The sequence below is a fragment of the Clostridium cuniculi genome (genome assembly GCF_004353185.1).
In the GTDB taxonomy this organism is placed as follows: Bacteria; Bacillota; Clostridia; order Clostridiales; family Clostridiaceae; genus Clostridium; species Clostridium cuniculi.
Window position 1 is genome coordinate 1 of the sequence record NZ_SMUS01000041.1, and the last position, 26,146, is coordinate 26,146.

Here is a 26,146-nt window from a genome sequence, read left to right on the forward strand (position 1 = left end):
CCTCCTTTTGTCTATTAAATTTGGCTGCGAACCTTTTTTAATTATTGACAAAAGGAGTTTTTTTATATACTCACCGCTTAAGCTACTCTGAACATACCTGCACAGCAGGTAGTATTCATTTATACAATAAAAAGGACAGTTTTCCCTGTCCTCTTAATTATATATTCTATACTCAATAAAAAACTATTTATTTAAATACTCTTCATAAATATGCTTTCTTATTTCTTTTTCAACGTTATCGCATTTATTAATTCTTTGAATGAAATATAATATTATACTATTATTTTTAGGATCAATTATAGACTCTGTTCCAGCCCATCCTCCCCATCCAAATTCACCTATAGCACATGGAGTATTAGCTATTTTTTTATTTTCTAAAACTCTAACCAGTGTTCCATATCCATAGCCTTTTAAATCTTCCCAGTCATAAGTTTTTAATTGTTCTTCATTTAAATGGTTAGTTCTCATAAAATCTATAGATTCTTTTTTTAAGATTTGCTTATTATTATAAACTCCATCATTAATTATCATACTATCAAAATGTAAATAATCTTCATATGTTGATACTAAACCTGCTCCACCAGAGTAAAAACCTGGTAATTTATTCTGTCTCATTATAGCCAAATTGTACCCTTTATATGGTCTTAATTTAGGCTTCTCTTCAAAATATTCATATACTTTAGCAAATCTATTCCACTTTTCTTCTGGAACATAGAAATCTGTATCAACCATATCTAATGGCATAAAGAACTCATCTCTTAAGAAATCTCTATATGACTTCCCTGATACAACTTCAATTACTGCTCCAAGAATATCTGCTGAAAATCCATAAGCCCACTTTTCACCTGGTTGAAATTCTAAAGGTACTTGTCCTAATTTGTTAGCAAACTCTACTGTAGTTAGTGGACTTCCCATTAACTCTTTTTCAATAACTTCATCAACTATAGCATTAACTTTTTGACCAACTTCACTATCACTTGGATATGCAACACCTGAAGTCATAGTTAATAAGTCTTTTATTACCACTTCTCTCTTAACTTCTTCTATTTCTCCATTGCATAATACTTTTTGATTTTTAAATCCATCTAAAAATTTAGATACTGGAGTATCTAATGATAATAATCCACGTTCAATTAAAAGCATTGTAGCTGCAGCTGTAATTGGTTTACTCATTGAATATATACTAAAAATAGTATCTCTTTTCATTTCTATTTTCTCTTCTAAATTAGAATATCCAAATTGTTTACCAAAAATCTCCTTACCATCTTTAATTACATAAATACTTACTCCAGCTAAATTCCCCTTTTCTAATTCATCTGTTATTATTTTTTCAATTTTCTCACTCATCTATAATCACCCTTTTTTCCACTGTATACTATTTTTTATTATTAACTAATTATCTGATAAAGGTACACCATCTGCATCTGTAGTTATTGTAGTACCACATAATATAAGTATTCCTTCAATAAATCCCCAAAGGCTACCTGCACCACAAGTTAAAATAGTAACTACAATTTGTAAAATTCCTATTCCCACATATCCTAAATAAAATCTATGAATTCCAAGGCCACCTACTAAAATTCCTAATATTCCTGCCGCAATCTTAGATTTTGGTCTTCTTGCCACATAATTTGAATTATAATTTTGATTATTATAGTTATTAGAATAACCTTGATTATTATTTGTAGAGTAATTTTGATTATTATAAGTCTCTCTATTTAAATCCTCATTATAACCCTCTATAACATTTCCACAATTACTACAAGTAGAACTATTTACTTTTACTCCACACTTATCACAATACCCTTGCCCTTCTCCTGACTTAAAACCACAATTAAAACAGAAATTAACCCCTTCATTTAATTTTTCTCCACAATTTTTACAATACATATTTATTCCCCCTTAAGTAAGTATGTAAATATTATACAGTATTAACTTAAAATATATCTATATTTATCCTTATATATTTATATTATTAATACTTATTGTTAAAAATGTGATTTTCAATATAATAATAACAAAAAACCTAAGATATTATTACCTAGGTTTTTTGCTCATTTTTATATTAAATTATTAACTTTTTTATTATATCGCTTGTGTATCTAAGGCTTTATTCATATCTTTTAATTCTTTTATCTCTGATAAAACACCCCTTATACTTGCAAAAATTATTTTATTATCAATTCCATTTGCTGTCTTTATATGTTCTTCTACATTTTTTATTTTATTATTAATATCTATATTATCTATATTTGATAACAATTTTAAATCCTCAACCACATTTTGAGCATTATTATTTTTAACTTCATTTATTCTTACCAATGTATATAATTGATAAATATCAATAATTAAAATTCTTAATTTATCAAAATAACTACTATATTCTTCTGTAATAAAATCACCGTTATTAACAGCTAATCTTTCTTCTATCATTGTTGTTACAAGTAATAATGTATCCATTTCATGAGTATTATCATTTTTATTAATTGCCTCTTCATAAACTTCATTTAACATTCCATAAAGTACTTGCCTATAAGTCCCTAGAAGTTCTTCATTTGCATCTTTCATTCTTACAGGTAATATAAATCTATTAATGATAATAGCAATTATAGTACCTAATATAACAAATACTATTCTATCTATAGTTAATATTACCGCTCCACCAGTCATAGCAGCTGCACCAATTGCACATATTGTAGTGCAAATAGTTCCATATCTATATGTTGAAGTATATGATCTTAAATAACCTGCAACCATTATTATTAACATTCTAATTAACATATTTTTAAATATTGTAAATGATATAACTATTATTGCTCCACCAACTAAAGTTGCAAACATTCTATCTCTTAACTTTTTCTTTGATAATTCATATATAGGAATTATTATTGCAAAGGCTGTAAAGTATATCCATCTACCTTCTGGAAACTTAAAATAATTTGCAATAAAAGCAGAAATAGTTATTCCTAAAGATACTCTAATAGCATAAGAAAATTTTACTGATTTTGTATAAAACTCTTTCTTATGAAGATTAACCATTTTGTATTTTTCTGGTATATCTTTGCTAGCTTTTATAGTATTATAATTTTCTTTACCTAATGATTTTAATTCTTCTAAAGATATATTTAGCATATTGATAGTATTTAATATTCTTAAGGTAACTAAATCATGAATGTTATCTTTTTTATAATTATTTAGTATTCTACTTATAGTATCCGTAATATTGTTTAAATCATCTTCTTTTCCTAAGCTATTCTTTAACTCTTGCAAACAAATTATTAAGTCATTCAATACTTGTTTATTAGTAGTATTCTCATCTAATAAATTTGATAGCTTTTCTAAAATTATAACAATATTTAATTTTATTCTTCCTTCTTCTGTTACATAGAAGTTATCTTTTCTATTATCATAAATAATTTTTCTAAACTCATTAGCATTACTTTTTATTGCTTTATTTATCTCTAGTTTATTTTCATTATTATTAATCTTTTTTATGATATTATCACAAATACCACCTATTAGCTTGTTTCCAACTTTAGTAGTTTTATTTTTATTGATTGCAAATTGTATTAACATAATTCCAATTGGTGCTACTAAAAGTGAAAGAAGTCTCATTGGTAATTCAGCTGCAGTAATAGGAGTAGCTAATAAAAACATATATTGCAACGTAAATGGTAAATATACTGGCGATTTTAAATTATAATAAAAGGTATAAGCTATTATAAATATTCCTATGAAATTTATTGGTATAGCTGCCCATATATTAAGATTTGCTAAATATGTGAATATACCTATTCCTAAATTTATTATAAGTAGCTTTACTAAATTTTTTCCTGGAGAAACAGTAAGATTAATTTGCGTAAGCATTAACATTGCTGTTATACCCATTACTCCAACAAGTACATTTTTATCTCCAAAAATAAGTTTAAATGTTATTACAAATACCATTATAAAAACATATAAAACTGTCTGTGTTATAATGAATTGCTTAGTTATTTTTGTTTTTCCCGCCAAGATAACCTCTCCTTTTCTTAGTAAATATACAAGAAACAATTTTACTCTTATTTTATTTTTCAATCAATTTTATTGTTTCACAATATTTTTTTATATTAAGCCTACTTTTTAATTAATAAACGATTTCTTTTATATTATTATCTTATATCTGTAAAATTATTATTATTTTACTTATAAATACTAAAAAGATGGTTACTATTATCTATAATAACCATCTTTTTTAATTAACATATTATAATTTTTCTCTTCTTAAAGAAGATTTAATAAATAACTCTTGTAGAATTTCTTTATCTTCATTTTCCACACAACTTTTAATTTTATCTAATTCTTTTTCAAAGTTATAAATGGCTTGTAGTAAATTTTCCTTATTTCCTAAAAATAATTGACTCCATAAAGATTCATTAATATTTGCAATTCTAGTTAAATCCCTATAACTATCTCCTATAAACTCACCTGTATTTCGTCCTTCAATATCGCTATTTATAAGAGCTACAGCCAAAGCATGAGGTAATTGACTTGTAAATGCTATCATTTCATCATGGTATTTAGGAGATATTCTTTTCACATTTTTAAATCCCATTTTATATGCAAAATTTTCAATTAAATCTAAATTTTCATCTTTATTTTTATCAGTTACTGTAATTAAAAAATTTGCACCTTTAAAAACCTGATTTGTAGCATAATCTATTCCCTTTTTCTCTCTTCCAGCCATAGGATGAGCAAAAACAAAATCAACATTTTCTGGTAATATATTAATTATTTCATTAATAAATAACTGTTTAATACCTGTAACATCTGTAATTATAGCCCCATCCTTAAAGTTATCTTTATTATTGATTATAAAATTCTTAACTAAATTAGGATAAACAGCTAATACAATTAAATCAGCATCTTTGATTATTTCCTGCTCATTTTCATAGCCCTCTTTAATAATTCCTAAAGCCTTTGCCTTTTTTAATGTATCTATATTTTTATCTATTCCATAAACTTCATCATATCCAGCTTCCTTAAGTGCCATTGCGTATCCACCACCAATAACACCAAGCCCTACAATAACTATTCTCATAATACCCCCATTGTTTAGTGGCAAGTTTCAAGTGACAAGTTAAGGTTGAAGCTCCTAAAGGAGTTTCTGAAATATATTTTTTCTAAAAGTATGACTTAGCAGACTTTTTTCCTCAACTTGCCACTTGTCACTTGTCACTATAAAACCTTTCCTTCCATTTCAGCTAAAACTTTTACCTTTTGCATTATTTTATCAAATAACTCTGGCTTTACTGATTGTTGCCCATCACTTAATGCATGCTGAGGGTCATTATGAACTTCTATCATAAGTCCATCTGCTCCCGCTGCTACTGCTGCCTTTGCTAATGGTTCTACTAAGTACCAATATCCTGAAGCATGACTTGGATCTACTATTACTGGTAAATGAGATAACTTTTTAATTACTGGTATTGCACTTAAGTCTAAAGTATTTCTAGTGTATCCTTCATAAGTTCTAATTCCTCTCTCACAAAGAATTACATTTTCATTTCCACCAGCCATTATATATTCAGCACTCATAAGCCACTCTTCTATAGTTGAAGCTAATCCTCTCTTAAGTAAAATTGGCTTATTAGTTTTACCAAGTTGCTTTAATAAATCAAAGTTTTGCATATTTCTTGCTCCAACTTGAATTACATCAACATCTCTTACGAATTCATCTATATAATCGGTAGACATTATTTCAGTTACTATTGAAAGCCCTGTTTCTTCTTTAGCACGTTTTAATAATCTTAATCCTTCAAGCTCTAATCCTTGGAAACTGTAAGGTGAAGTTCTTGGTTTAAAAGCTCCTCCTCTTAAGAAGTTAGCTCCTGATTCTTTAACAGCCTTAGCTATTTCTATTATCTGTTCTTCACTTTCAACAGAGCATGGTCCAGCCATAATTCCAAGATTATTTCCACCAACTAATGTTCCATTTACATTAACAACTGTATCTTCTGGCTTAAATAATCTATTTGCTTTTTTAAAAGGTTCTTCAACTTTTAATACTTTATCAACACCATCAAAAGTTAATAAATTGTCTGAGTCTATTCTTCTAGTATCTCCTACAATACCTACTATACAGAAAGTTTCCCCTTGAGAAAGATGAACTCCTAAACCTTGTCTAGTTAATTCATTTTTTACATCAGCAATTTCTCTTTCACTACATTTTGGATTCATTACAATAATCATTTCTACCATACCTCCATACTACTTAATTTAAATTCTAAATTTTTAATTTATATAATACTTGCAATACTATTTACAACATCCTCTAAGCTTCCTGTATTTTCAACTCTATAATCGCAATAGTTTTTATAAAGCTCATATCTTTCATCGTATAACTTATATAATACTTCTTTACCATTTGCTAGTAAAGGTCTCTTTTCAACTTCTATATCTCCTAAAATATTTTCTACTGGTCTATCAATAAAAACTACTATAGAATTTTTCTTTAAATATTCTATATTTATTGCCTTTTTAACAACTCCTCCACCAGAAGAAATAATTGTTTTTTCTTTTTCACCAAGTTCTCTACAAGTTTCAGTTTCTATGTTTCTGAAATAATCTTCACCATTTTTAAATAATTCAATAATAGTCTTTCCTTGATTTTCTTCGATATAGTAATCCATATCTATAAACTTATAATTTAATTTATCTGAAAGTAAATTTCCTACTGTAGTCTTTCCACATCCAGGTAACCCTATTAGTGTAATACTCTTCTCCATATCCTTCATACTCTCTCTCCTACTTAAAATCTTTTGCCACCTCAGTGTATATATAATTTATTAGTTCTTCACTTATTTGCCTATCATTAAAGATAGCTTGACTTTTAACTGCTTGACCTACTAGCATATGCAATCCACCTATAGCAACTTTTCCTTCTTCTGTTGCTATTTGAAGAAACTTAGTTTTCGTAGGATTGTATACTAAATCTACAGCCACATCAAAATTTTTAATTATATCATTACCAACTGCAGATTTATCAATATTAGGGTACATTCCAACAGGAGTTGTATTAATTATTAGATATCCACTTATATTAGATAATTCATCATAATTAATTATTGATATCCTTTTATTCATGTTATTTAAATTAACACTTTTGGGCCTTCTACTTACTATATATATTTTCTCTACTTCATTATCTAATAGATAAGTAATTACAGCCTTACAAGCGCCTCCTGAACCTAAGATAACTGCAGTTTTATTTTTTACATTTATTTTTTTGCTTTGAATCATAACTTCAATTCCAAAATAGTCAGTATTATATCCATAAAGCTTATTACCTTTTAACATTACTGTATTAACAGCACCAATTCTAGTTGCTTCATCTGAAATACAATCTAAATATTTCATTATACTTTCCTTATATGGAATTGTGACATTAAATCCTTTTATCTTAAGCAATTTCACTGCTTCAACAAAATTATCTAATTTATCTTTAGGAATCTCAAATAATTTATAAGCACCTTCTGTATTATTTTTCTCTAATATTATCTTATTGATTTTTGGGGATAAGCTATGACTTAACTTTTCACCTAATAATCCATAGAACTCCATTTAATCACCTAACCTTTTAGTAATTAACTCCTTCATAGCATCCAATCAATTTGAAGTATTCACTTTTTTCTTCAATTAACTTAATTGCTTTTTTAACATCTTCATTTTCTATATTACCCTCAAAGTCTACATATAAAAGATATTGCCAAGGTTCATTTTTACTTGGTCTAGACTCTATCTTTATCATATTAATATTATTTTCTGCAAAGTGCCTTAAAAGGTTATATAAAGTACCAGCCTTATCATCTAATGAAAATACAACAGTAATCTTATTACATTCCTTAGATGACTCAAGTTTTCTTCCTACTATAACAAACTTTGTATGATTATTATCTTTATCATTTATTTCTTTTTGAATTACATCTAATCCATAAATTTTTGCTGCCCTTAAACTTGCAATTGCAGCTTTTGATTTATCATTAATCTCTGAAATATATTTAGCACTTATAGCTGTATTATGGAATGGTATAAGCTTTAAGTTATTTTGTTTGCTTAAAAATTCACTGCTTTGCTCAAAGCCCTGAGGATGTGAATATATTTCTTTTATATCTTCAAGCTTACTTCCTTTTACTCCTATTAAGTTTTGATCTATCTTTATACACTCTTCTCCAACTATATAAAGGCCATACTGAACTAATAAGTCATAAACAGTAGTTATTGCTCCTGTACTTGAATTCTCTATAGGTAATATTCCATAATCTATTTCATTATTTTTTAAGGCTACAAATACATCTTCAAATTCTTCATAATCTGTAGTTGTATGATTTTCACCAAAGTATTTAATCATAGCCTCTTCACTAAAAGAACCTTTTACACCTTGATATCCAATTTTAATATTCTTTAAATCTCTTTTATTTTCGTTAGTTGATATATTTTCTTCTATTGAACCTATTATATTATTATTTTTTTTATTATTCTTATCAATAATATCTGCTTGAAGGCTTCTACTTAATTCCATTAAATGAGTGAAAAATTTTTCTGTAAGCTTCGAATACTCTTTATTATTAAGTCTATTAATATTCTTTTCAATAACTTCAGCTTCTCTAACTCCATTAAAAATTGGAATATTATTTTCTATCTTATATTCCGCTACATTTATTGCAACATTCATTCTCTTTTCAAATAATTCAACTAACTCTTTATCTATTTTATCAATTTCATTTCTACATTCTGAAAGATTCATGTTTTCCCTCCATATCCCCTAGCTTTATCCAATATTTGTCTGTTCCCCTGAGGCCGTTCCAATATTTAGGAGATTCATCATGCTACATCAATTCCAAAATTCCAATAGCAGTTACTGCTTCTATAACTGGAAGTGCTCTTTGTACAATGCATGGATCATGTCTTCCTTCTATGCTTAACTTAGTTTCCTCCATTGTAGCTATATTAACAGTACTTTGTTCTTTAAATATTGATGCTGTTGGCTTTATTGCAACCTTGAATACTATTGGCATTCCATTAGTTATTCCACCTAAAATTCCACCATTATTATTAGTTTTTGTCTTTATAGTTTTACCATCTAAGTAATATTCATCATTAGCTTCTGATCCTCTCATTTTAGAGATATCAAACCCTTTTCCAAATTCAATTCCCTTAACTGCTGGCACTGAAAACATTAAATGAGCTAATGTTGATTCTACTGAATCAAAAAATGGATTACCTATTCCAGGCTTTATACCTAAAACAGCACACTCTATAGTTCCACCTATAGAATCCATATCCTTTCTTGCATTCATAACTTCTTGTCTCATTTCTTCTTCTAATTCTGAATTAATTAAAGGTAATTCTTTTCCTTTAAATGATGATATTAATTCTTCATTTATATCTACATCTAAAAAGCTTTTATCTTTAATACTTGCTATGGAATTAACATGAGCTGCAATTGATATTCCTTTGCTTTCTAATATTTGCTTACAAATGGCTCCTGCAAATACAAGTGGTGCAGTTATTCTTCCTGAGAAATGTCCTCCACCTCTATAGTCATTAAAGCCATCATATCTCATAGCACCAGTATAATCTGCATGACCTGGTCTCATTACGTCTTTAAGCTTTGAATAATCCTTAGATTTAGTATTAGAATTTCTTATTATTGCACAAAGTGGAGTTCCTGTAGTTTTACCTTCAAAATATCCACTTAATATTTCTGGTATATCTCCTTCTTTTCTTGGAGTTGATAACGGACTTTTTCCTGGTGCTCTTCTTGCCATTTCTACCATTACCTTATCCATATCAATATGAAAACCCGAAGGTAAACCATCGATATTTATTCCTATAGCATTTCCATGAGACTCTCCAAAAATAGATACTCTTATATTATTTCCCCACATTCCACCCATGAACGTTTCCTCCTAAAGCTTTAAAGTCTTCAAAGAAGTTTGGATAAGATTTAGCTATACATTCATAATCCTTTATCACTATTGGTTCTTCACATCTTGTAGAAGCTATTGCTAAAGTCATAGCTATTCTATGATCCTTATGACTCCATACTTCCACTCCACCTTGTAGCTTTTCTACTCCTGTAACTACTAATCCATCTTCTTTTTCTATTATCTTAGCTCCTAATTTATTTAGCTCAGACGTTACTGCTGCAAGCCTATCACATTCCTTAATTCTAAGCCTTCCTGCATTTATTATTTCTGTTGTACCTTTTGTTAATGCAGCCACTGATGTAAGAACTGGTATAATATCTGGACATTGACTTCCATCGATTACTGTACTAGCTAATTCACCATTAGTAGTACCCTTTACCCCTATATCATTTGCATTAAATATAACATTCATTCTTTCTAGTATATCTATTACTTCTTTATCACCTTGAAGAGAATTTAAATCTAAATCCTTACATAATACATCATTACCTAAGCTATCTGCACAAAGGAAAAATGCAGCTTGAGAATAATCCCCTTCAACTCTGTAATTTCTTGCATTATATTTTTGATTTCCTTTAATAATGAACTCTCTATAATTGTTATTAATTATTTCTACTCCAAAATCATTCATTGCCCTTAATGTTAAATCAATATATCCCTTTGATTCCATTTCAGTAGTAATTATAATTTTAGAATCTTCCTTTAATAATGGTAACGTAAATAATAATCCAGTTATAAATTGAGAACTTACATTACCCTCTACTTCAAAAGTTCCAGGTTTTAATTCGCCATTTATAACTAAGTTAAGATTACCTTCTTCGTAAGAATATTCAACTCCCTGTCTTTCAAATATATTATAATAAGTAGTTAATGGTCTTTTTCCTAAATTACCTCTACCTATAAACTTACTGCTACCTTTAAATAATAGTGAAATAGGAACTAAAAACCTTAAAGTTGAACCTGATTCATTACAATCAATTATTCTAGTTTCTTGTGGTTTTTCATCAATTCCATATGCCCCTATTACTTCAATATAATCTTTGTGCTTAACTATTTTAGCCCCTAAAGAATTCATTGCATCAATAGTTGCTATAATGTCATCTGAATAATCTATATTTTCTATAATGCATAATCCATCACTTAAAGCTGCACAAATAATTGCTCTATGTGACATACTTTTTGAAGGAGGTATTTTTACCTCTCCCTTAAGCTTTGATGGATATATCTTTAAATCTGCCATATCTACTCCTCTTTTATTTCTTAAAAAATTCTGCTGTAGTTTTATATATTTCTGAACTTCCTATTTCTTTTAAAATAATTACATTTAAATCATTTCCTAATTTCTTCTTATCTAAATTGATAGCTTCTAAAGTTTCTTCAATATTAACATCAAGTTCATATGGAAGATTGTATTTAACTAAAATATCCTTAATTCTTTGAGAAGTTCCCTTTTTAGTTAATCCTTTTTCTTCACTAATTTTACTTATTACATACATTCCAATGGCAACACCTTCACCATGACTATATTTAGTATAATTATAATATTGTTCTATGGCATGACCTAAAGTATGACCAAAGTTTAAAAGCATTCTTTCACCTTTATCTTTTTCATCATTCTCCACAACTTGCCTCTTAATATCACAACATTTGTGGATAACCACTTCCATATTGTTGATTAATTGTTGATTATTTTCCATTTTTTCAAGATAATCAAAGAATTGTTTATCCTTAATACATCCATATTTAATGACTTCCGCCATTCCATCTATAAAAAATCTATTATCTAATGTATTTAATACTTCTGGATCTATTAATACACATTTTGGGTGATAAAAACTTCCTACTAAGTTTTTTCCTCTTTCTAAATCTACTGCTACTTTCCCTCCAACACTACTATCAACTTGTGCTAAAAGTGATGTTGGTATTTGCACAAAGTCAACTCCTCTTAAATATGTAGAAGCTACGAAGCCCCCTAGGTCTCCTATAACTCCTCCCCCTAATGCAATTATCAAATCACTTCTAGTTAAATTAAAATCTAGAAGTTCATTATATACAATAGGTAACGTGTTAAAGTTTTTAGTTTCTTCCCCTGGTTTTAATGCTAATAACTTAACTTCAAAATCATTCTTTTTTAATTCTTCACTAATTTTTCCACCATAATACTTATTTACATTATCATCTGTAATAATAAATATTTTCTTTCCCTTGTATACCTTCCTAATTTCTTCTGAAACTCTATTAATAATTCCTTTTTCAATTATAATTGGATAACTTCTATCTTTTAAATCAACCTTTAATTCCATACTACCGTCCTTTCTTACTAAAGTAATAATGAAAAAGTAGAGTTAAAAGGTTATTATTTAATTCATCTAAGCTGAATTTATTATTTACCTTTTCTCTTTTACCTTTTCTCTAAAAATTAAATTTCTCTTCCTACAGCTCCTGCTATCACTTTTAAGTCTTCCATTAATTTTGCAAATACATCTGGTTTTATTGATTGCTGTCCATCACACAATGCTTTTTGTGGGTCATTATGAACTTCAATTATAAGACCATCAGCACCTACAGCTATTGCTGCCTTTGATAATGGCTCTACCATCCACCACTTTCCTGCAGAGTGACTTGGATCAATTACTACTGGTAAGTGGCTTAATTTTTTAATTGCTGGTACAGCACTTAAATCTAAAGTATTTCTAGTATATGTTTCAAAAGTTCTTATTCCTCTTTCACAAAGAATAACCTGTTCATTACCACCAGCCATAATATATTCTGCACTCATTAATAACTCTTCTATTGTGGCAGATAAACCTCTCTTTAAAAGTATAGGTTTATTAATTTTACCTAACTCTTTTAATAAATCAAAGTTTTGCATATTTCTTGCCCCTACTTGAATTATATCAGCTTTTTCAACAAATGTTTCTATATCATATGGTGACATAAGCTCTGTCACTATTGGTAATCCTGTTTTAGCTTTTGCTTCATTTAATAATTCTAACCCTTCATATTTTAAACCTTGGAAACTATATGGAGAAGTTCTTGGTTTAAATGCCCCACCTCTTAAGAAACTAGCTCCGCATTTTTTAACTTCATCTGCAACTAATGCTATTTGCTCTTTATTTTCAACTGAACAAGGTCCAGCTATTACTGCAATTTTATTTCCTCCAATAGTATGTCCATTAACATCAATTACTGTATTTTCTGGATGGAATAATCTATTTGCTTTCTTAAAAGGTTCTTGAACATGCATTACCCTTTCAACATTAGGATTCGCTTCAATGTATGAAGGATCTATTCTTGTTGTATCCCCAACTAATCCTAATATACTCATTTCTGTACCTATAACTGGATTTACTGTTACACCTAAAGCTTCTAATTCTCCTGTTATCTTTTTAATTGCTTCATTACTTGTTTTTGGTTTTAATATTACTACCATGTTAAATGCCCCCTTAAATTAGTTAGGAATTAGTATTTTAGAGTTAGTAATCTTACCATCTCATATACTATTCTCCTTAACACTATTTTTTTATATGCAACATATTTTCCTTACGAAAAATATATAACTTTAACTTAATAACTTCTAACTACTAACTAAAAAAGAGAACTCTAATGAGTTCTCTCCTATAAACTATACTTTAAATACACTTTTAGATATTAAGATATATAAAAAGATTCACTAATTGCTCATTAGAAAAAAATTATATTTATTTTTGCAAAAGAAATAGCCAGCGCTAAAATAATAGCCCCAGAATATAAAGTAAAAAAATCTATTAAATTTTGCAATTAAATTCTTTTCTAATCCTTTCATAATATATACCTCTTTTAGCTTTCATCAATTTACTTTTTCTTTATTTTAACCATATTTAACCACTTTGTCAATCTTTTTACATCTATTTTGTAAGACTCTACAAAATAGGTGACAACAATCTTATTAATGACTCTTTAATCTTTAAATTTCTAGACCTTTTATAATATTCTTCTTTTGTAACTAATTTAGACTTTAATTGATCATCTAAAAATATTTTTTCTTGCTCTTTAGCTACTGTTTCATTATAAATAAATGCATTTACCTCAAAATTTAATTTAAAACTTCTTATATCTAAATTTGCAGTTCCAATACTACATACTTCACCATCTGCTACAATTGTTTTAGAATGAATAAATCCATTACCATAACGATATATTTTTATTCCATATTCTATTAGCAATCCTATATTAGCACTTAACATCCATTCCATAAAGAAATGATCTGGAGCCCCTGGAACTATAATTCTAACATCAACTCCTGAAAGAGCTGATATTTTTAAAGCTTCCATCATTGGACTATCTGGTACTAAGTATGGTGTTTGAATATAAACATAATTTTTTGCATTATTTATAATTTTCATATAAGAATTTTTAATATATTCTTCCATATGATCCGGACCAGAAGATACTATTTGCATTCCTACATTACCCACTACTTCTGGAACTGGAAAGTACATTGACATATTCCCCATGTTTTCATCTGCAGCATAGTCCCAATCCAATATAAATCTTTTATTTAACTCATTAACAGCCTCACCTTTAACTCTAATATGAGTATCTCTCCAAAATTTAAATTGTTTTCCTTTGTTAACATACTCATTTCCAACATTAAATCCACCAACATATCCAATTTTACCGTCAATTACAACTATTTTTCTATGATTTCTATAATTAATACGTGTATTAATATGTGGCAAAACTCCTGGAAAGAATACAGCCATTTTTATTCCATAAGATTCTATTTCCTTAATTATTTTTTTAGTAATTCGCTTTGATCCCATGCCATCTATGACTAGTCTTACTTCAACGCCATCTTTAGTCTTTTCATGTAGTTCTTTTATCAGCGCTCTTCCTAAATCATCATATCTAAAAATATAATATTCTATATGTATGAAGCTTTTAGCAGCTCTAATATCATTAAATAAATCTCTAAACTTATCTTCTCCATTAATATATGTTTTTACTTCATTTCCTGTAGTATAAACAGCTCCAGAATGATTATAATTCATTAAAATTAAATCTTCATAATTCTCATTAATTTCACTATCAAAATTAGGTAGTTCACTATTACTTCTTAACTTATATCTTTTAATTTTATCTGCAAGCTTTTTCTCTCTAAATATTTTTTGCCTACTCAAATTTTGCCCCAATAATAAGTATAGAATAAACCCTATACCTGGTAATGCAATTAGTATTAGCAGCCAAGCCCATGTTGTTGTAGGCTCTTTTCTTTCAATAAATATTAATGATAATGCAGATATTAAATTTAATAAAAAAAACATTGCTAATAATACTATATATGCCATAAATCATTAATTCCTTTCAACTTTTAGCTCTTTATTATTATTATACATCAATAAAGTAGCAATTAATACTCTAACTAAATTGCATATTAAAAAGAACCATGCTTTATGGCATGGTTCTTATGTATGGAATTTTTAGATATTAAGCAAAGTATCTGTTTAATAATCCTTCGAAAGCTTTTCCGTGTCTAGCTTCGTCTTTGCACATTTCATGAACTGTGTCATGGATTGCATCTAAGTTTAATTCTTTAGCTAATTTAGCTAAATCTAATTTACCTTGAGTTGCTCCGTGTTCTGCAGCTACTCTAGCTTCTAAGTTAGCTTTTGTATCAGCAACAACTACTTCTCCTAATAATTCAGCGAATTTTGCAGCGTGTTCTGCTTCTTCGATTGCTATTCTCTTGTAAGCTTCAGCAACTTCTGGGAATCCTTCTCTATCTGCTTGTCTTGACATTGCTAAGTACATTCCTACTTCTGTACATTCTCCAACAAAGTTAGCTCTTAATCCTTCGATTACTCTTTCGTCTACACCTTGAGCAACTCCGATTCTGTGCTCATCAGCAAATACTAATTCTCCTGCTTGTTCTACAAACTTATCAGCTCCAACATGGCATAATGGGCATTCTGCTGGTGCAGTTTCTCCTTCGTGAACATATCCACATACTGTACATACAAATTTCTTCATAGTTAATTCCTCCTAAATTTTCATATTATTCTTGTATTTTCTATAATACTTTTTTATTATATACTACAAAAGTACAAGCTTCTATACTTTTGTAGTAATTTTATCTTTAAATTTTATAAATCTTAAGCGAAGTATCTATTTAATAATCCTTCGAAAGCCTTACCGTGTCTAGCTTCGTCTTTACACATTTCATGAACTGTGTCATGGATTGCATCTAAGTTTAATTCTTTAGCTAATTTAGCTAAATCTAATTTACCTTGAGTTGCTCCGTGTTCTGCAGCTACTCTAGCTTCTAAGTTAGCTTTTGTATCAGCAACAACTACTTCTCCTAATAATTCAGCAAATTTTGCAGCGTGTTCTGCTTCTTCGATTGCTATTCTCTTGTAAGCTTCAGCAACTTCTGGGAATCCTTCTCTGTCTGCTTGTCTTGACATTGCTAAGTACATTCCTACTTCTGTACATTCTCCAACAAAGTTAGCTCTTAATCCTTCGATTACTCTTTCGTCTACACCTTGAGCAACTCCGATTCTGTGCTCATCAGCAAATACTAATTCTCCTGCTTGTTCTACAAACTTATCAGCTCCAACATGGCATAATGGGCATTCTGCTGGTGCAGTTTCTCCTTCGTGAACATATCCACATACTGTACATACAAATTTCTTCATAATTTTATTCCTCCTAAAATCTTTCTATAATATATTTCATTTTATTAACTTCTTATTTATTTGTTCTTTTGTTTTTTGTTTTTTGTGACTCGTTTTGAATCACCTTACATCTATTATTATATAATAATAATTATTAATTACAAGTCTTTTTTGAAATTTTTTTAAAAAAATTTTCTAATTGATAATGTATATCAGTTAGCACTATTACTTGGCTCATCTATTTAAAAATAGATATTGATTATCAATTGAAAACAATTATGTAATAAAAGAGTTGTATCCTTTGATACAACTCACTTTAGACATTTATCTTCCTATAAAGAAATTTACTTTAGTTTTATAATAGACTTAAATAAGTCTCCATCAGCCTCAATTTTAAAGCTTCCATTATGAAGCTCTACTATACTTTTAGCAATAGCAAGACCTAAGCCTGACCCTTCTGTACTTCTTGATGCATCTCCACGTTTAAATCTATTAGTTATTTCATTTGTGTCAAAACTTAGCTCATAAGCTGATATATTCTTCATAACTATGATTACTTCATCATTTTCTTTAAACATATCAATATATACTCTTGTATTACTTAAAGAATACTTAACTATATTAGAAAGAAGATTTTCAAATACTCTATATAATCTCTTTCCATCTCCATTAATAAATACTTTGTCATCAGGAACATTTAATTTTACTTCTAACTTACTATCTTTGAATCTCTCATCATTTTCCCCTAAGGCTTGTTTTAATAATTGTCCAATATCTATTCTAGCAATATTAAGCTCCATTGCCCCACTAGCAGCTTTAGATGCTTCAAATAAATCCTCTATTAATATCTTAAGTCTTTGAGATTTTTTATCTAGTATACTTACATAATCTCTAGCATTTTCTGGCTCAATATTTTCTCTCTTTAATAAATCAATGTAATTAATAATTGAAGTTAATGGAGTCTTCAAATCATGAGACACATTAGTTATAAGCTCCGTTTTCATATTTTCACTCTTCATCTCATTTTCAACAGACTTCCTTAAACCTTCTTTTATATTATTTATATCATGGGCTAACTCTCTAAGGTGTCCTCTTCCCTTTTCATCAATCTTATAATTTAGCTTTCCTTCTACTGCAGCCTTAGCCCCAACCATTATTTTATCTAAATAAACTAAATCCTTAATTAACATTATAATATATATAATTGTTAATATTATTCCTACTACTATTCCAATTGGCCATATCCATAACCATGCTGATAAGAATAATAATACTAAGCCACTTAATATATATAAAACTGTCATTATTAAGAAAGTTCTTATTATAGATCCTCTATTCATTACATCACTTAAATAATTCCAAGCTTTAATTGTAATATTATTCTTAAATAGTGTCCCTTCATTATAATTAGCTATTATTATTCTAATTAAGAAGTAATAAATAACTACTACTACAGTTGCCCAAATTATTGAACTCAAATTTAGCCTTCTTATATAATTATTGGAATTATAATATATACCTATCCCCATATGCCATATTATCCAAGCTAATATTGCTACACCTGTTTTATATTCAATAGGATAAACTTTAAATCTATTTACTATATTTTCTATTAATGATAATCTTTTATTATATTTAGCTAAATATAATATACAAAGAATTAATAAAACAAAAAATACTACAAATACAATACAACTTAAATAAAAACTGCTCACATTTTTCTGCACATTAATAAAACTTTCATAAACTACATCACCTGATTGAAGTTCTTTAGGCATCCATATATATATAGCTACATTATGTTTCTCTTGATTATTATAGTTAACTTCACTATTATAATTAGTTTCTGTTGAAGTATATCTAAAATATCTAGATCCATAACTATACTTATCAACAAATCTACTTAATGCATTATTTCTATCTATTTCTTTACCATTAACATATATCTTTTCTATTATATTTCCATTATAATCAATATTTATTTCTTTAAAATATCTACTACTATCTTTTTTAATGGCATCAATATCTATATCATCTCCACCAATCCAAAGATCATTTAATTTATCATAAGCTATAAAATTTAAATTAACATATGATTTTATTTTATTATTTAAATCACTTGCACTATTACTTTTTCTATTTAAAATATACTCTGTCATTTCTTCATCACTTAAAGTATATTTTTCATTAATTTTTTCTCTTTCTTCATTTAAAATCTTTTCTTGTTGTTCATAATTTAAATTATTAAAACTATCATCATTATATTTAGAACTTCTATAATCTTCATATTCAGCATCTGCTTTACTTTGTAATTCTGACTTACATATTTCTATATCATTTTTAGTAATATTCTCTTTATCTTTAGTATAGCTAGGTGACTTATAATATAATGAATAGTCTTCCACTAAATTGGTGTAATTTTGTATATTTCCAGCTACTTGAGTTTGAGTATATACTCTATCTGGTATAACATATCCTAAATTGTCCTTAACTTCTAATCCTGATAAAATTGTAGTTACTAATGTTATAACTGTTAAAATATAAATTATATACTGTGTATTTTCCTTATTCTTAAATGACTTTCTACTATTACCTTTTTCCTTTTTAATATCTAATTTCTTTTCTTCCCCATCGTTAATATTTTTCGATTTTGTATCCAATTCCCCACACCACCTTTAAATATTTAGGTTCTTTAGGATTAATTTCAATCTTTTCTCTAATCCTTCTTATATGAACTGCTACAGTATTTTCTGCATTATAACTTGGCTCTTTCCACACTTTTTCATAAATTTCATCTATAGAGAATACTCTACCTTGATTTGTAAGTAATAATTCTAATATTCCAAATTCAGTTGCTGTAAGCTTTATTGTTTCTCCATCAACCAAAACTTCCTTAGTATCTTGATTTAAAGAAAGGCCTCCACTACTTACTATTGATGTAGTTTCTGCTTTATTTTGATCACTATAATTTCCAAAGATAGTATATCTTCTTAATTGTGATTTAACCCTTGCTATAAGTTCCAATGGGTTAAATGGTTTAGTTATATAATCATCAGCTCCCATATTAAGGCCTAATATTTTATCTGAATCTTCAGATTTTGCTGAAATTAAAATAATAGGTATATTTTTTTCCTGTCTTATTTTCATAGTTGTTCTTAATCCATCCATTTTAGGCATCATTATATCCATTAAAATAAGATGAATATCCTTTTCCATTAAAGCTTCCAATGCCTCTATTCCATCATAAGCTTTAATTACATTAATTCCTTCATTTCTTAAATATATATCAATTGCATCAACAATCTCCTTATCATCATCCACTACTAAAACAGTATTTTTTATCATTTCTCAGAACACACTCCCTTCACATTGTATTATTATACCATGACAATTAATTTATATTTATATAGTAACAAATAAGTCTTACAAAAAATTTATCATATTTATTAAGAATTTATTAAGTTATAAAATATAAGCACCTCCGAGAGTCATCCAATATATGGAACTTCCCCGGAGGTGCTTACATTTTTTGTATATTATATTGTTAATAAAAATCCTGCTATTGTTGCACTTAGAAGGTTAGCAAGAGTTCCTGCTATAATAGCCTTCCATCCTAAACGTGCTATGTCATGCTTTCTACTTGGAGCCATACCACCTATACCACCTATTAATATAGCTATAGAAGAAATATTGGCAAATCCACATAATGAGAAAGTAACTATTGCTATTGTCTTTGGTGATAATGTAGACATAATTTCAGAAAGGCTTGAAAATGCTACGAATTCATTTAACACAATCTTTTGCCCAATTAATGAACCTGCTGTTACTGCTTCTCCCCATGGCACACCAATAATAGCTGCAACTGGTGCAAATATATACCCTAAAATAGACTGTAAGCTTAAGTTTGCAATTCCAAACCATCCTCCTACAAATCCTATAAGACCATTTACTAAAGCTATTAAAGCAACAAATGCTAATAATATAGCTGCTATATTAAGAACTAATCCTAATCCATCTATAGCACCTTTAGCTGCTGCATCAACAACATTAGCTGAATCGTCTTTAACCATTTCAATTTGTTCATTTACTTTTGCTTGTTTTATTTCTGGTATTATAATCTTAGCCATTATAAGCCCTGCAGGTGCTGACATAAAACTTGCAGATACTAGATATTCTATTGGAATACCTAATAATGAATACCCAACTAATATTGAACCTGAAACTGATGCAAGCCCTCCAACCATAACTGTAAATAATTCTGATTCAGTAAGTTTCTCTACATATGGCTTAATTAAAAGCGGTGCTTCTGTTTGACCTAAGAATATATTAGCTGAAGCTGATATAGTTTCTAATTTAGATGTTCCTAAAAGCTTTGATAAAGCTCCACCTATAATTTTTATAACAAATTGCATAATTCCTAAATAATATAAGACTGATACAATAGCTGATATAAATATAATTACTCCTAATACATTAACCGCAAATATACTTCCATCATTAGCTAATGATCCAAATAAAAAACTTATACCTTCCTTGGCATAATCAATTACTGATTGAACACCAAGCGCTACTTTACTTAACACATATTTACCTACACTCCACTTTAATGCAGCCAGAGCAAATCCAAATTGAATTAGAAAACCTATTATTACAGTTCTCCAGTTAATTTTTTTCTTGTTATTTGAAAGCAAAAATGCCACAAGAAATATGAAAGCTATTCCTATAACACAATTTAATATTGCCACAAAATCACTCCATCCTTCGTTTAGATATTTTTTCTTCTTTAGTTTTATCAAAAATATAATGTTATATTCTATATATAAATATAAAATTTTAACTCTCAGTTAACTTCTTTTCCAAATGGCATTAATGATAACTTGGCCATCTTTAGAGATTGCATTGCAAAAGGTACACCTATAATAGTAATACATAAAAATAACGCACTAATTAAATTTGCAATACATAACTCTAATCCACCAAATATTAACCATAGAATATTTAATATTAGGTTTCCTCCACTATCACTAACTGTAACAACATCTTTTCCAAATGGTGCAAGTTGAAGCTTTGCCATCTTAAAGCATTGTAGCCCTACTGGTATTCCTATAATACTAATACACCAAAGTATTCCTACAAATAACCATCCTAAAGCTCCAAAAAAACCTCCAAATATAAACCAAATTATATTTCCTAAACAAGACATCTAATCACCTCCAAACTTATCCTATTCATTATTAATAAAATTTTATTTTTTATCTTATAAATTTCCACCCCTAATATACCCATATATTTACTTCGCTAATAAATCTTTTATTTTATTGGATTTTGTAGCACAAAACAGACTTATAGATTATATATCGATATACATGCAAATATCAATAATAATCTATAGTATTGATTTAAAAATTTGTTGTATCTCACTTTTATTATTTAAAATATAGATCAATACTGATTACTCTATAAATTCATTGCATACACATATCTTGACTTCTTCTAATGAATTACTATATAATTAATTATTGTTTAAAATATTAATAAAATATTTTTACTGCTTTGAAAAGGAGTAGTACTATAATATTGTAATCTTAAGAGAGCTGTTGGTTGCTGCGAAACAGTGATACATTTATAGGAACTTGCCTTGGAGCTTACTTGTTTAGAAGCAAGTACGGAATCCCCGTTATGGATTTAAGTGAGAAATTAGTCAGTGACAAGTTTAAAGTGATAAGTGGCAAGTTATTATATTTACTACACTTAAACTAAACTACTAAATTCTAATAAGAGTGGTACCGCGAAATATAGCTTTTCGTCTCTTAATTGAGATGAAGGGCTTTTTTTATATATTTTTAGCAAGTTTCAAGTGACAAGTGATAAGTTTCAAGTTAATGAATAAATTCAGCTTAGGCTGAATTTTAGAAACTCCCTTAGGAGTTTCCTCCTTAACTTTTCACTTGTAACTTGTCACTTGCCACTACCTAAAGGAGGATTTAAATTATGAGTAACTACGGAACTGCTATCGATAAAAAGTGGCAAAAGAAGTGGGAAGAAACTGAACTTTACAAATTTAATCCAGATGCAGAGGGCGAAAAACTTTATGTTTTAGAAATGTTCTCTTACCCATCAGGAAGCCAATTACATGCTGGTCACTGGTTTAACTACGGACCTGTTGATTCATGGGCAAGATTAAAGAAAATGCAAGGATACAATGTATTCCAACCAATGGGATTTGATGCCTTTGGTTTACCTGCAGAAAACTTTGCAATAAAAACAGGAATTCATCCATGGGATTCTACTGAAAAGAATATTAAAACTATGGAAGAACAATTAAAAGCTATGGGAGCAATGTTTAACTGGGAAAATGAAGTTATAACTTGTACTCCTGAATATTATAAATGGACTCAATGGGTTTTCTTACAATTATTAAAGAATGGATTAGCTTACAGAAAAAAAGCTCCTGTAAACTGGTGTCCATCTTGTAACACAGTTTTAGCTAATGAGCAAGTTGTTGATGGTGCTTGTGAAAGATGTTCAACTGAAGTTACTAAAAAAGACTTAACTCAATGGTTCTTCAAAATTACTGAATATGCTGATGAACTATTAGAAAAATTAGATACTTTAGATTGGCCAGAAAAGACAGTTGCTATGCAAAAACACTGGATTGGTAAATCTACTGGTGCTGAAGTTAACTTTAAAGTTAAAAATTCAGATATTAACTTTAATGTATTCACAACAAGAGTTGATACTTTAAACGGTGTTACTTATGTTGTTTTAGCTCCTGAAAATCCATTAGTTGATGAAATAACTACTGCTGAAAATAAGGCTGCTGTTGAAGAATATAAAGAAGCTGCTAAAAAGCAATCTGATATAGAAAGACAATCTCTTACAAGAGAAAAAACTGGTGTATTCACTGGTTCATATGCTATAAACCCTATAAACGGTAAGGAAGTTCCAGTTTGGGTTGGTGACTATGTTCTTGCAACTTATGGTACTGGTGCTGTTATGGCTGTTCCAGCTCATGATGAAAGAGACTATGCTTTTGCAACTAAGTTTAACTTACCAATAGATCAAGTTATAACTAGCAAAAAAGACGAAGAAGTTGAATTACCATACTGTGAATATGGTGTTTTAGTTAACTCTGGTGAATTCGATGGATTAACTACAGAGCAAGCTAAAGAAGCTATTGTTGAAAAATTAGCTAAAGATAGTTTAGGTTCTGCTAAAGTTAATTACAGATTAAGAGACTGGTTAGTTTCAAGACAAAGATATTGGGGAGCTCCAATTCCAGTAATCTACTGTGAAGATTGTGGTGCTGTTCCAGTTCCAGAAAAGGATCTTCCTGTTGAATTACCATACAATGTTGAGTTTGCTCCAGATGGTAAGTCACCACTTGCTAAGTGCGAAGAATTCGTTAATACTACTTGTCCTTGTTGTGGTAAGCCAGCTAAGAGAGAATGTGATACTTTAGATACATTCGTTTGCTCTTCTTGGTACCAAATGAGATATGTAGATAACAAAAATACTGAAATTGCCTTTGATAAGGAAAAAGTAGATAAGATGCTTCCTGTTGACAAATATGTTGGTGGACCAGAGCATGCTTGTATGCACTTATTATATGCAAGATTTATAACTAAAGCTTTAAGAGATATGGGTTACTTAAGCTTTGATGAACCATTCAAGAGCTTAACTCACCAAGGACTTATCTTAGGACCAGACGGATTAAAGATGTCTAAGTCTAAAGGAAATACTATCTCTCCAGATGATTACATCAAAGAATATGGTGCAGACGTATTTAGAATGTACTTAATGTTCGGATTTGCTTACACTGAAGGTGGAGCTTGGAGTGATGACGGTATTAAGTCTGTTGCTAGATTCGTAGATAGAATTGAAAGATACTTAACTATCTGTAGAGAAGCTATTGAAGCTGGTACAAACAACAAAGATACTATGGATAAAGCAGAAAAAGAATTAAACTTCTGGTTAAATAACGCTATTAAAGGTGTTACTGAAGATGGTGAAAAGATGCAATTCAACACTGCTATTGCAAGAATGATGGAATTCATCAATGCTTTATCTAAGTACGTTCAAGAAAAAACTAAGAACTTAGCTTTCTTAAAGATAGTATGTGAAAGCTTTATTAAGATCTTAGCTCCATTTGCTCCTCACTTTGCTGAAGAACAATGGTCATTATTAACTGGTAAGTATTCAGTATTTAATGAAGCTTGGCCAACATATGATGCTAAAGCTTTAGTTAAAGATGAAGTTGAAATAGCTATCCAAGTTAATGGTAAGATTAAGAACAGAATTAATGTTGCTTCAGACTTAAATGAAGAAGGAATTAAAGCTGCTGCTTTAGCTGATGAAGCTATTGTTGCTGCTACTGAAGGAAAAACTATAGTAAAAGTTATTGTTATTAAAGGAAGACTTGTAAATATAGTTGTAAAGTAGTATAACTTAATAGAACGCAGTTAAAAATCTGCTTTCCTAGATAAAATATAAAATAAATAGAGGCTATATCAAATTAATTTACACACCCGTAATTTTTGATATAGTCTCTTCTAATTCTATTAACTTAAAAACACACTAATAACTGCAATTAAGATATATAATAAAAAATAGCAGATATATTATTTAATCAATAAATCTATCTACTATTTCTGTATTTTAAATATTATTTTAATAAAGTTGCTATAACTGACTCTAACTCTTCTATGCTTTTTAAATTATCATTCAAATTAAGTAATAATTCTTCATCTTTAGGCAATTTGTATCTATGTGCCAATCTATTTCTTAGCTTTCTTGAAATAAAATAAAAATGAAAGAAATCATCACTTATACAAGATGAATCTTTTAATATCTCCATCCCCTCTATAGCTGAAATTCCTATCTTAAATTTATTTAATTCCTTTAAACTTATAGATATAAAATCCTCACAAAGTATATGAAAATCTAAAAAATAGGCTCTCATACTATGAAATAATATTTTCTTAATCTTTTCATTTTTATTATTGTTTATCTCTTCAATACATTCAAAACATTCAATTTTCCACTCTTTATAATCTTCTAATAACTTAACTACTCTACTATAATTAACCAATTAAATCTCTCTCCCTTAACTTAATAAAATCACTATTTTCTATGAAGAAATTTTCTATTTCTCTATAAGTTTTATTAAATGCTTCATTTCTATCTAAAAATACAATAGCTTCATTAAGTATATTCTTTAAAAACATTTTATCTATATCATTATTTATCTTTATAACATCCACTTCACTATCTAATTTTTTTTCAAGATCATATTCAAGTCTTAGCTCTGTATTTAAATCAATATTTCCTATTATAAATATGTCATAGTCAGATTGCTCTTGAAAATCCCCTCTAGCCCTACTTCCAAATAAACCAATTGTATCTATATTGTATTTTTTTGCTATCTCTATACATATATCTTTTAATTCCATCCAGAGCCCTCCTTTATATTTAAATTATTAACTCTTTACACTATTATTATATCAGATTATTTATATA

22 protein-coding genes and 1 other annotated feature are annotated in these 26,146 nt (G+C 28.5%); of the genes, 1 reads left to right on the forward strand and 21 read right to left on the reverse strand.

Annotation, left to right across the window (positions count from 1 at the left end; translation table 11 throughout):
- Positions 1 to 183 precede the first annotated feature (183 nt).
- The 19 genes from EJJ37_RS16490 to EJJ37_RS16580 all read right to left on the reverse strand — a co-directional run bounded on the left by EJJ37_RS16490 (position 184) and on the right by EJJ37_RS16580 (position 21,830).
- Positions 184 to 1,347: a serine hydrolase domain-containing protein gene (locus EJJ37_RS16490; protein WP_133016584.1), complete on the reverse strand. Its 1,164-nt coding sequence runs from the start codon at positions 1,345 to 1,347 to the stop codon at positions 184 to 186.
- A gap of 45 nt (positions 1,348 to 1,392) precedes the next feature.
- Positions 1,393 to 1,890, reverse strand: a complete 498-nt coding sequence (locus EJJ37_RS16495; RefSeq protein ID WP_133016585.1) for a TM2 domain-containing protein — start codon at positions 1,888 to 1,890, stop codon at positions 1,393 to 1,395.
- A 195-nt stretch (positions 1,891 to 2,085) separates the two neighbouring features.
- On the reverse strand, positions 2,086 to 4,014 hold the full coding sequence (locus EJJ37_RS16500; protein WP_133016586.1) for an FUSC family protein: 1,929 nt from the start codon (positions 4,012 to 4,014) through the stop codon (positions 2,086 to 2,088).
- Positions 4,015 to 4,246: 232 nt separating this feature from the next.
- Positions 4,247 to 5,080, reverse strand: coding sequence for a prephenate dehydrogenase (locus EJJ37_RS16505; protein ID WP_133016587.1), 834 nt, complete (start codon positions 5,078 to 5,080; stop codon positions 4,247 to 4,249).
- Positions 5,081 to 5,217: 137 nt separating this feature from the next.
- Entirely contained in the window at positions 5,218 to 6,231 is a 1,014-nt protein-coding gene (aroF, locus tag EJJ37_RS16510; RefSeq protein WP_133016588.1) for a 3-deoxy-7-phosphoheptulonate synthase, read from the reverse strand.
- Between the two features lie 47 nt (positions 6,232 to 6,278).
- Positions 6,279 to 6,767 (reverse strand): shikimate kinase, encoded by a 489-nt coding sequence (locus EJJ37_RS16515; protein ID WP_133016611.1) that lies wholly within the window; start codon positions 6,765 to 6,767, stop codon positions 6,279 to 6,281.
- A gap of 19 nt (positions 6,768 to 6,786) precedes the next feature.
- Entirely contained in the window at positions 6,787 to 7,602 is an 816-nt protein-coding gene (gene aroE / locus EJJ37_RS16520) for a shikimate dehydrogenase (RefSeq protein WP_133016589.1), read from the reverse strand.
- Between the two features lie 16 nt (positions 7,603 to 7,618).
- Positions 7,619 to 8,785, reverse strand: a complete 1,167-nt coding sequence (gene pheA / locus EJJ37_RS16525; RefSeq protein ID WP_133016590.1) for a prephenate dehydratase — start codon at positions 8,783 to 8,785, stop codon at positions 7,619 to 7,621.
- An 82-nt stretch (positions 8,786 to 8,867) separates the two neighbouring features.
- On the reverse strand, positions 8,868 to 9,938 hold the full coding sequence (gene aroC / locus EJJ37_RS16530; protein ID WP_133016591.1) for a chorismate synthase: 1,071 nt from the start codon (positions 9,936 to 9,938) through the stop codon (positions 8,868 to 8,870).
- Entirely contained in the window at positions 9,916 to 11,211 is a 1,296-nt protein-coding gene (gene aroA / locus EJJ37_RS16535; protein ID WP_133016592.1) for a 3-phosphoshikimate 1-carboxyvinyltransferase, read from the reverse strand. The genes aroC and aroA overlap by 23 nt, the downstream gene beginning before the upstream one ends.
- A 13-nt stretch (positions 11,212 to 11,224) precedes the next feature.
- The gene (aroB, locus tag EJJ37_RS16540; RefSeq protein ID WP_133016593.1) at positions 11,225 to 12,274 is read right to left on the reverse strand and encodes a 3-dehydroquinate synthase; all 1,050 of its coding nucleotides are present in this window, start codon (positions 12,272 to 12,274) and stop codon (positions 11,225 to 11,227) included.
- A gap of 116 nt (positions 12,275 to 12,390) precedes the next feature.
- Positions 12,391 to 13,404, reverse strand: coding sequence for a 3-deoxy-7-phosphoheptulonate synthase (gene aroF / locus EJJ37_RS16545; RefSeq protein WP_133016594.1), 1,014 nt, complete (start codon positions 13,402 to 13,404; stop codon positions 12,391 to 12,393).
- 469 nt (positions 13,405 to 13,873) lie between these two features.
- Positions 13,874 to 15,301: a cardiolipin synthase gene (gene cls / locus EJJ37_RS16550; protein ID WP_133016595.1), complete on the reverse strand. Its 1,428-nt coding sequence runs from the start codon at positions 15,299 to 15,301 to the stop codon at positions 13,874 to 13,876.
- Positions 15,302 to 15,440: 139 nt separating this feature from the next.
- Complete coding sequence (locus tag EJJ37_RS16555) at positions 15,441 to 15,983, reverse strand: NADH peroxidase (RefSeq protein WP_133016596.1); 543 nt, start codon at positions 15,981 to 15,983, stop codon at positions 15,441 to 15,443.
- Between the two features lie 122 nt (positions 15,984 to 16,105).
- Positions 16,106 to 16,648, reverse strand: a complete 543-nt coding sequence (locus EJJ37_RS16560) for an NADH peroxidase (protein ID WP_133016596.1) — start codon at positions 16,646 to 16,648, stop codon at positions 16,106 to 16,108.
- 323 nt (positions 16,649 to 16,971) lie between these two features.
- Entirely contained in the window at positions 16,972 to 19,287 is a 2,316-nt protein-coding gene (locus tag EJJ37_RS16565; RefSeq protein ID WP_133016597.1) for an MFS domain-containing histidine kinase, read from the reverse strand.
- Positions 19,262 to 19,972: a response regulator transcription factor gene (locus EJJ37_RS16570; protein WP_133016598.1), complete on the reverse strand. Its 711-nt coding sequence runs from the start codon at positions 19,970 to 19,972 to the stop codon at positions 19,262 to 19,264. Before EJJ37_RS16570 ends, EJJ37_RS16565 begins: the two co-directional genes overlap by 26 nt.
- Before the next feature lie 191 nt (positions 19,973 to 20,163).
- Positions 20,164 to 21,372, reverse strand: coding sequence for a NupC/NupG family nucleoside CNT transporter (locus tag EJJ37_RS16575; protein WP_133016599.1), 1,209 nt, complete (start codon positions 21,370 to 21,372; stop codon positions 20,164 to 20,166).
- Between the two features lie 95 nt (positions 21,373 to 21,467).
- Positions 21,468 to 21,830, reverse strand: coding sequence for a YccF domain-containing protein (locus EJJ37_RS16580; protein ID WP_133016600.1), 363 nt, complete (start codon positions 21,828 to 21,830; stop codon positions 21,468 to 21,470).
- Positions 21,831 to 22,171: 341 nt separating this feature from the next.
- Positions 22,172 to 22,441, forward strand: a binding site (T-box leader).
- Between the two features lie 177 nt (positions 22,442 to 22,618).
- Between EJJ37_RS16580 and leuS the strand changes: the two genes are divergently transcribed.
- Positions 22,619 to 25,069, forward strand: coding sequence for a leucine--tRNA ligase (gene leuS, locus EJJ37_RS16585; protein ID WP_133016601.1), 2,451 nt, complete (start codon positions 22,619 to 22,621; stop codon positions 25,067 to 25,069).
- Between the two features lie 223 nt (positions 25,070 to 25,292).
- On the opposite strand, the gene EJJ37_RS16590 is transcribed toward leuS, so the two are convergent.
- Both EJJ37_RS16590 and EJJ37_RS16595 read right to left on the reverse strand, forming a co-directional pair.
- Positions 25,293 to 25,718 carry a hypothetical protein gene (locus EJJ37_RS16590; protein ID WP_133016602.1) on the reverse strand — a complete coding sequence of 142 codons (426 nt, stop codon included), beginning with the start codon at positions 25,716 to 25,718 and terminating at the stop codon, positions 25,293 to 25,295.
- Positions 25,711 to 26,079, reverse strand: a complete 369-nt coding sequence (locus EJJ37_RS16595; RefSeq protein WP_133016603.1) for a nucleotidyltransferase family protein — start codon at positions 26,077 to 26,079, stop codon at positions 25,711 to 25,713. Before EJJ37_RS16595 ends, EJJ37_RS16590 begins: the two co-directional genes overlap by 8 nt.
- Positions 26,080 to 26,146 lie beyond the last annotated feature (67 nt).

Bases quoted from the DNA above. Each gene is read 5' to 3' on its own strand.
- EJJ37_RS16595 (WP_133016603.1), bottom strand. From the start codon at position 26,079: ATGGAATTAAAAGATATATGTATAGAGATAGCAAAAAAATACAATATA.
- EJJ37_RS16570 (WP_133016598.1), bottom strand. From the start codon at position 19,972: ATGATAAAAAATACTGTTTTAGTAGTGGATGATGATAAGGAGATTGTT.
- EJJ37_RS16490 (WP_133016584.1), bottom strand. From the start codon at position 1,347: ATGAGTGAGAAAATTGAAAAAATAATAACAGATGAATTAGAAAAGGGG.
- EJJ37_RS16555 (WP_133016596.1), bottom strand. From the start codon at position 15,983: ATGAAGAAATTTGTATGTACAGTATGTGGATATGTTCACGAAGGAGAA.
- aroE (WP_133016589.1), bottom strand. From the start codon at position 7,602: ATGGAGTTCTATGGATTATTAGGTGAAAAGTTAAGTCATAGCTTATCC.
- aroB (WP_133016593.1), bottom strand. From the start codon at position 12,274: ATGGAATTAAAGGTTGATTTAAAAGATAGAAGTTATCCAATTATAATT.
- cls (WP_133016595.1), bottom strand. From the start codon at position 15,301: ATGGCATATATAGTATTATTAGCAATGTTTTTTTTATTAAATTTAATA.
- EJJ37_RS16495 (WP_133016585.1), bottom strand. From the start codon at position 1,890: ATGTATTGTAAAAATTGTGGAGAAAAATTAAATGAAGGGGTTAATTTC.
- EJJ37_RS16580 (WP_133016600.1), bottom strand. From the start codon at position 21,830: ATGTCTTGTTTAGGAAATATAATTTGGTTTATATTTGGAGGTTTTTTT.
- EJJ37_RS16560 (WP_133016596.1), bottom strand. From the start codon at position 16,648: ATGAAGAAATTTGTATGTACAGTATGTGGATATGTTCACGAAGGAGAA.
- leuS (WP_133016601.1), top strand. From the start codon at position 22,619: ATGAGTAACTACGGAACTGCTATCGATAAAAAGTGGCAAAAGAAGTGG.
- pheA (WP_133016590.1), bottom strand. From the start codon at position 8,785: ATGAATCTTTCAGAATGTAGAAATGAAATTGATAAAATAGATAAAGAG.
- aroC (WP_133016591.1), bottom strand. From the start codon at position 9,938: ATGGGTGGAATGTGGGGAAATAATATAAGAGTATCTATTTTTGGAGAG.
- EJJ37_RS16515 (WP_133016611.1), bottom strand. From the start codon at position 6,767: ATGGAGAAGAGTATTACACTAATAGGGTTACCTGGATGTGGAAAGACT.
- aroA (WP_133016592.1), bottom strand. From the start codon at position 11,211: ATGGCAGATTTAAAGATATATCCATCAAAGCTTAAGGGAGAGGTAAAA.
- aroF (WP_133016588.1), bottom strand. From the start codon at position 6,231: ATGATTATTGTAATGAATCCAAAATGTAGTGAAAGAGAAATTGCTGAT.
- EJJ37_RS16505 (WP_133016587.1), bottom strand. From the start codon at position 5,080: ATGAGAATAGTTATTGTAGGGCTTGGTGTTATTGGTGGTGGATACGCA.
- aroF (WP_133016594.1), bottom strand. From the start codon at position 13,404: ATGGTAGTAATATTAAAACCAAAAACAAGTAATGAAGCAATTAAAAAG.